The organism is Streptomyces sp. NPDC006368, assembly GCF_040612535.1.
In the GTDB taxonomy this organism is placed as follows: domain Bacteria; phylum Actinomycetota; class Actinomycetes; order Streptomycetales; family Streptomycetaceae; genus Streptomyces.
Window position 1 is genome coordinate 1 of the sequence record NZ_JBEXQK010000082.1, and the last position, 6,671, is coordinate 6,671.

General features: G+C 73.1%; 7 protein-coding genes. 1 reads left to right on the top strand and 6 read right to left on the bottom strand.

Going from position 1 to position 6,671, the window contains the following annotated elements; all coding sequences use genetic code 11:
- Positions 1–36: 36 nt before the first annotated feature.
- The 6 genes from ABZZ38_RS29975 to ABZZ38_RS30000 form a co-directional block, all read right to left on the bottom strand.
- Positions 37–390: a cytidine deaminase gene (locus tag ABZZ38_RS29975; protein ID WP_356745625.1), complete on the bottom strand. Its 354-nt coding sequence runs from the start codon at positions 388–390 to the stop codon at positions 37–39.
- Between the two features lie 409 nt (positions 391–799).
- Positions 800–1,153, bottom strand: a complete 354-nt coding sequence (locus tag ABZZ38_RS29980) for an MmcQ/YjbR family DNA-binding protein (protein WP_356745638.1) — start codon at positions 1,151–1,153, stop codon at positions 800–802.
- Between the two features lie 2 nt (positions 1,154–1,155).
- A complete protein-coding gene (locus tag ABZZ38_RS29985; RefSeq protein ID WP_356745627.1) occupies positions 1,156–2,436 on the bottom strand; it encodes a hemolysin family protein in 1,281 nt (426 codons plus the stop codon).
- The gene (gene ybeY / locus ABZZ38_RS29990; protein ID WP_356745629.1) at positions 2,433–2,930 is read right to left on the bottom strand and encodes an rRNA maturation RNase YbeY; all 498 of its coding nucleotides are present in this window, start codon (positions 2,928–2,930) and stop codon (positions 2,433–2,435) included. Before ybeY ends, ABZZ38_RS29985 begins: the two co-directional genes overlap by 4 nt.
- Before the next feature lie 12 nt (positions 2,931–2,942).
- Positions 2,943–3,938 carry a PhoH family protein gene (locus ABZZ38_RS29995; protein ID WP_356745631.1) on the bottom strand — a complete coding sequence of 332 codons (996 nt, stop codon included), beginning with the start codon at positions 3,936–3,938 and terminating at the stop codon, positions 2,943–2,945.
- Positions 3,939–4,077: 139 nt separating this feature from the next.
- Positions 4,078–5,214, bottom strand: coding sequence for a PfkB family carbohydrate kinase (locus tag ABZZ38_RS30000; protein WP_356745634.1), 1,137 nt, complete (start codon positions 5,212–5,214; stop codon positions 4,078–4,080).
- 271 nt (positions 5,215–5,485) lie between these two features.
- Between ABZZ38_RS30000 and ABZZ38_RS30005 the strand changes: the two genes are divergently transcribed.
- Positions 5,486–6,671 (top strand): MFS transporter (locus ABZZ38_RS30005; protein ID WP_356745636.1); only part of this gene is annotated, 1,186 nt, incomplete at its 3' end.

The following is a 6,671-nucleotide window of genomic DNA, read 5'->3' on the forward strand; positions in this document are numbered from 1 at the left end:
GTCACCGCCCGGCGCGGTGACGCGGCGGCGGACCGGTCAGCCCGCCGTGACGGTGGCGCGCAGCTCCCCGTCGGGCCCGGCCAGCAGCACCGGAGTGGCGGCCCCGCCCAGGTCACGGACGGCGGCGCGGTCCTCGTCCGATGCGGTGTCCGCGTCGGTGACGACGGCCGCGGCCTCCAGGGACTTCGCGCCGCTGGCCACGGCCATCGCCACCGCCGTCCGGAGCGCGCTGAGCCGGAGCGACTCCAGGGCGACGGTCCCGGCGACGTACGTCCGGCCGGTCTCGTCGCGCACCGCCGCGCCCTCGGGCACACCGTTGCGGGCGCGGGCGCTGCGCGCCAGCGTGATGATCTTGCGGTCCTCGGGGCCGAGGTCGGTGGTCTGTGTCATGCCCCGAGGATAAGTCGGCTCCCCGGGCCGGCCCCGGGGGGCCCGGCGGCCGCGTCCCGCGACGGCTCCGGTCGCACGGGAGCAGCGCTCATGCGCGGGGCTCCCAGCCGCCCGCCCGGGAATCGCCGACGTGGGCCGGCACGCCGGTCCCGCAGGCCCGGGGCGGCCTCGCGGGTGGGGCACCGGAGCCGCCCCCACTTGCCCGCGTCCTGCGACCGCGTGCCATGGCCCCCTCCGGCGACGGCGGCGGCCGCGCCGGATCAGCGCACCTGCGCGGGGCTCAGCGGGCCGCCCGGGAACCGCCGAGCCGGGCGGCACGTCGGCGGCCCCGGCGCGGCGCCGGTGTGCGACGCGGCGCCGGTGTGCGACGCGGCCCACCACATCGGGCGGGCCCCGGGGGTCCTTGCGGCTACGGGCGGTCCAGGCGGAGGCGGGTCGCCCGGGGGAGGCCCGCCACCACCAGGTCGTAGGAGTCCTCGATGAGCTCGCGGACCAGGCGGTCGGGGAGCTCCGCGACCGTGACCGTGTTCCAGTGGCGCTTGTTCATGTGCCGGCCCGGGACGATCGCCGGGTGTTCGGCGCGCAGTTGGACGGCGATGTCCGGGTCGCATTTGAGGTTGACCGTCAGCGGGCGGGCGTCCAGCGCCGACAGGGCGAACATCTTGCCCGCGACCTTGAAGACGGACGTCTCCGGGCCGAACGGGAAGTCCTCCACCGCGTCGTTGAAGGCCAGGCAGAACGCGCGCAGCCGCGCCGCGGTCAGGGTCATGCGGGCTCCTTCTCCGGTTCCGCCAGCACCGTGACGATCTTGTTACGGCGGCCCGCCGGCGACTCGGCCGTCAGCCGCAGGGAACGCCCGTCCGGCAGGTCGACGACCGCGCTGGCGCCCGCGATCGGCACGCGCCCGAGGGCCTTGGCGAGCAGTCCGCCGACCGTCTCGACGTCCTCGTCGTCGTACTCGTCGAGGCCGAAGAGCTCGCCGAGGTCGCCGATGTCGAGGCGCGCGGTGACGCGGTAGCGGCCGTCGCCCAGCTCCTGCACGGGCGGCAGTTCGCGGTCGTACTCGTCGGTGATCTCGCCGACGATCTCCTCGAGGATGTCCTCGATGGTGACGATGCCGGCCGTGCCGCCGTACTCGTCGATGACGACCGCGCAGTGGTTGCGCTCCTTCTGCATCTCCCGCAGCAGGTCTCCGGCGTTCTTCGTGTCGGGCACGAAGGCCGCGGGCCGCATGACCGTGGAGACGAGGTCGTTCTCCGCGTCGCGGTTGATGTGGGTGCGGCGCACGAGGTCCTTCAGGTACACGATCCCGACGACGTCGTCCTCGTTGTCGCCGGTCACGGGGATCCGGGAGAAGCCGGAGCGCAGCGCCAGCGTCAGGGCCTGGCGGATGGTCTTGTAGCGCTCGATGGAGACGAGGTCGGTGCGCGGGACCATGACCTCCCGGACGAGCGTGTCGCCGAGCTCGAAGACGGAGTGGACCATGCGCCGCTCGTCGTCCTCGATCAGGGACTCCTGCTCGGCCAGGTCGACCATGGCGCGCAGCTCGGCCTCGGAGGCGAAGGGCCCCTTGCGGAAGCCCTTGCCGGGCGTGAGCGCGTTGCCGATGAGGATCAGCAGTTGCGGGACCGGGCCCATGACGCGGGCCAGCGGCAGCAGCGCGTACGCGGCGGCGGTCGCCGTGTTCAGCGGGTGCTGGCGGCCGATGGTGCGCGGCGACACGCCGACGGCGACGTACGACACGAGCACCATCACGCCCATCGCGGCCAGCAGGGCGGACCAGGTCGCGTCGAACTCGTTCAGGCACACGTAGGTGACGAGGACCCCGGCCGCCATCTCGCACGCGACGCGCACCAGCAGCGCCACGTTGAGATACCGGACGGGGTCCGAGGCGACCTGGGCCAGCTTGGCGGCGCCGCGCCGCCCGGCCCGTACCGCCTCGGCGGCCCGGAAGGTGGACACGCGCGCGATGCCCGCCTCCGCACACGCCGCGAGCCACGCGACCACGACGAGCCCGACCGCGCCGAGCAGCAGTTGCGCGGTCATGAGACGGTCGGCGCCGGGGAGGGGCCGGTCAGGCCCTTCTCCGCCCGCCAGCCGTCGACGATCGCCGCCTGGAGCCCGAACATCTCCGCCTTCTCGTCCGGCTCCTCATGGTCGTAGCCGAGCAGGTGCAGCACTCCGTGGACGGTCAGAAGCTGGAGCTCCTCGTCCATGGAGTGCTGCGTGGGGGCCTCCTGGCCCTGCCGCGTGGCGACCTCGGGGCACAGCACGATGTCCCCGAGGAGGCCCTGCGGGGGCTCGTCGTCGTCCTTCGTCGGCGGGCGCAGCTCGTCCATGGGAAAGGACATGACATCCGTCGGGCCCGGCAGGTCCATCCACTGGATGTGCAGCTGTTCCATCGCCTCGGCGTCCACCAGGATCACCGAGAGCTCGGAGAGCGGGTGGATGCGCATACGCGTGAGCGCGTAGCGGGCGACGTCGAGGATCGCCTGCTCGTCGACCTCGGTGCCGGACTCGTTGTTGACGTCGATCGACATGGTGCTGTGTCGCTACTTCCCGTTTTGGTTGTCGTACTTCTCGTACGCGTCGACGATACGGCCGACGAGCTTGTGCCGTACGACGTCGTGCGACGTCAGCAGCGAGAAGTGGACGTCATCGACGCCTTCCAGGATGTCCCGGACCTGGCGAAGACCGCTCTTGGTGCCGCCCGGCAGGTCCACCTGGGTGACGTCACCGGTGATGACGATCTTGGAGTCGAAGCCGAGCCGGGTCAGGAACATCTTCATCTGCTCGGGGTTCGTGTTCTGGGCCTCGTCGAGGATGATGAACGCGTCGTTGAGCGTCCGGCCGCGCATGTACGCCAGCGGCGCGACCTCGATGGTGCCCGCCGCCATCAGGCGCGGGATCGAGTCGGGGTCGAGCATGTCGTGCAGGGCGTCGTACAGCGGCCGCAGATACGGGTCGATCTTCTCGTAGAGCGTGCCCGGCAGGAAGCCGAGCCGCTCGCCCGCCTCGACGGCCGGCCGGGTCAGGATGATCCGGGTGACCTGCTTGGACTGCAGGGCCTGGACCGCCTTGGCCATGGCGAGGTACGTCTTGCCCGTGCCCGCCGGTCCGATGCCGAAGACCACCGTGTGCTTGTCGATCGCGTCGACGTACCGCTTCTGGTTGAGCGTCTTGGGGCGGATGGTCCGGCCGCGGCTGGAGAGGATGTTCTGGGTGAGCACCTCCGACGGGGTCTCGGCCGCCGCTCCCGCGGTTTCTTCCTTCAGCATCGCGATGGAGCGTTCCACTGCGTCCTCCGTCATCGGCTGCCCGGTGCGGAGCACGAGCATCATCTCGTCGAACAGGCGCTGGATCAGCGCGACTTCCTTCGCCTCGCCGACCGCGCTGATCTGGTTGCCCCGGACATGGATGTCGGCGCCGGGGAACGCCTTCTCGATCACGCGCAGCAGGGAGTCACCCGAGCCGAGCACGGTCACCATGGGATGCTTGGCGGGGACGGTGAAGTGGGCTCGTACCTGGTCTGTGGGTGTCTGAGTCATGGGCTGGCCCTCTGGCCTGCGCATACCTCCTGTTGCAGGGTTCTCGCCGATCGACAACCTCTGACTGTCCAGCGTACGTCGTGCCACTGACAGGGCCGAAGGTTTTTCCCACACCGGATCGGGGCCGGGCGTGGGCGGTTCAGGCGGAGCGGCGGAAGCCGATCGTCGGCACGGCCCGCCGCAGCGGCCACGGCCTGATCGGCGCGGGCAGCAGGGACTCCAGGAACGCGTACCGGCGCAGCGCCTGCGGGTCCTGGTCGGAGCACTCCTGTACGTACTCCCACCAGGCCGCCACCTCCACCCACCCGGGCGCCGACAGCGACCCACCGAACTCCTGCACCGACAGGGCGGCGGTCAGCCCGGCGAAGGCCAGCCGGTCCGCGAGCGGCCAGCCCGCGAGCGTGCCGGTGAGGAACCCGGCCACGAAGACGTCCCCCGCGCCGGTCGGGTCCAGCGCCTCCACCTCGATGGCCGGCACCTCGGCGGTCTCCCCGCTCCCGGCGTCCACGGCGTACGCCCCGTCCGCGCCGAGCGTGACGACGGCGAGCGGCACCTTCTCGGCGAGCGCGCGGGCGGCGGCACGCGGGCAGGACGTGCGGGTGTAGCGCATCGCCTCCTCGGCGTTCGGCAGGAACGCCTCGCAGTGCTCCAGGTCCGGGAGGGCGGCCAGGTCCCATCCGCCCGTCTCGTCCCAGCCGACGTCGGCGAAGATCCGGGTGGAGTGCCGGGCGGCCTCGGTGACCCACGGCTCCTCGCGGCCCGGTACGAGGGAGGCGACGGCGGCACGCGCGCGTGGCGCGTGGCGCGGGTACTCCGGCAGGCTCCCGAGAGCGGCCTCCGGGGACGGGGCCTCATGGCCGTGCGACACCATGGTCCGTTCGCCCTCGTACGCCATGGAGACGGTCACCGGGGAGTGCCAGCCGGGCACCGTGCGCGACCGGGACAGGTCGATGCCCTCGCCCTGCTCCAGGGCGTCCCAGCAGTAGTCGCCGTAGTGGTCGTCGCCGAACGCCGCGGCGAGCGAGGTGCGCAGGCCCAGCCGGGCCAGGGCGGTGGCCATGTTGGCGACGCCGCCCGGGCTGGAGCCCATGCCGCGCGCCCAGGTCTCGGTACCGCGGACGGGGGCGGCGTCCAGGCCGGTGAAGATGATGTCGAGGAAGACGGTGCCGGTGAGGAAGACGTCGTACTCCGGGTCGGCGGGGCCGCGCAGACCGTCCAAGGGGTCGATCCCGGCGGTGTGTTGCCGGCGCTGCTGCTCTCCTCTGGGTGTGGTCACGGCGGGCTCCCCGGTCGCGGTGCGGATCTGGCCAGTGTGCCCGATTCCGGGCGCCCACGGAGGCGCTCGACGCACCGGAAAGCGGCCTGCCTACCCGGCCTCCCCCCCGGCAAACCATTTGTGACGCGGATCACGGATGCTCGGCTTTTCGCCCGCCCGCCGTGCTTGATACAAATTGGCGCGCGTTCCCGTGCTTCCGTGCGACACCGGGCGCTTCCGCTCCTCCCCCCGCCCTCTTGGCCATTCGGCCTTCTTCGTCGCTGGAACGCCCATGCCCTCGCGCCCGCGCGCCCCGTGGCCGCTCGTCGCCCTCTTCACCGCCGGCTATCTCGCCGCGTACCTCCTGCCGACCGTCGTCGGCCGCCTCTCCTCCGGCCTCGGCCTCACCCCGGCCCAGGCGGGTCTCGTCGGCTCGACGCTGCTGCTGAGCTCCGCCACCGCGGGGTTCACGCTCGCCGCGCGCGTGGACCGGTACGGGCAGCGACGGCTCGCCCGTCTCGGCCTCACCCTGGCGGTGACCGGCTACGGCTGCGCCGCGCTCACCGCGTACGTCCCGCTGGTCGTCGCCGGCGCGACGGTCGGAGGCTTCGGCTCGGGTACGGCGACGGCCGTCGCGGCGGCCGGCATCGCGGGCCGTTCCGACCCGCACCGCGCCTCGACGCTGGGCCTGTTGTCGGTGTCGGCGGCGGCGGGCGCGCTCTACCTGACCCTCCCTCACCTGGAGGGTGGGCACGCGCTGCCGTTCGCCTCGATCGCGCTCGTCGCGGCGGCGGTGTGGCCCGTGACCGGACGCCTGGAGGGCGGCCACGACACCGGTGACGCACGGGAGACGGGGGCGCCGCTGCCGCGCCTGCGGTCCGGTCTGGTGCTGGCGGGCTCGATGGTCTGCTGGTCCATGGCGCAGAACGCGCTGTGGGGCGTCAGCGGCCGTATCGGGCTCACGCAGGCGGGCCTCAGCGAGGTCACGGTCGGCGCGGTCTTCGCGGCGGCGCTCGGCGCGGGGCTGCTGGGCGTCACGGCGGCGGGCGCGCTGGGCGCCCGGCTGGGGCGGGCGGTGCCGATCGGCGTCGGTACGGTGGCGATCGCCGGCTGCATCGCGATGAGCTCGGCCGCCGAGGGGCTGGCGTCCTTCGCGACCGGGGAGATCCTGTGGAACGCCTTCTACCCCGTCGTCCTGTCCTACCTGATCGGCCTGGCCGCCTCCCTCGACCCGCGCGGACGGTGGGCCGTCCTCGCCGGCTCGGCGTCCTCACTGGGCGTGGCGTGCGGGCCGGTCACCGGCAGCCTTTTGTCGGAGCGGGCCGGCTATCCCGGCATGGGCCTGGTGCTCGGCACGGTCCTGGTGCTGCTCGCCGCCCCGCTGACCGCGGTGGCGCTGCACACCTCGGGCCGCCCCCTGGTGCCGGTGCCGCTGGGACCGACCACCGCGAGGTGCTCCCCGCGCCGCACGACGAGGT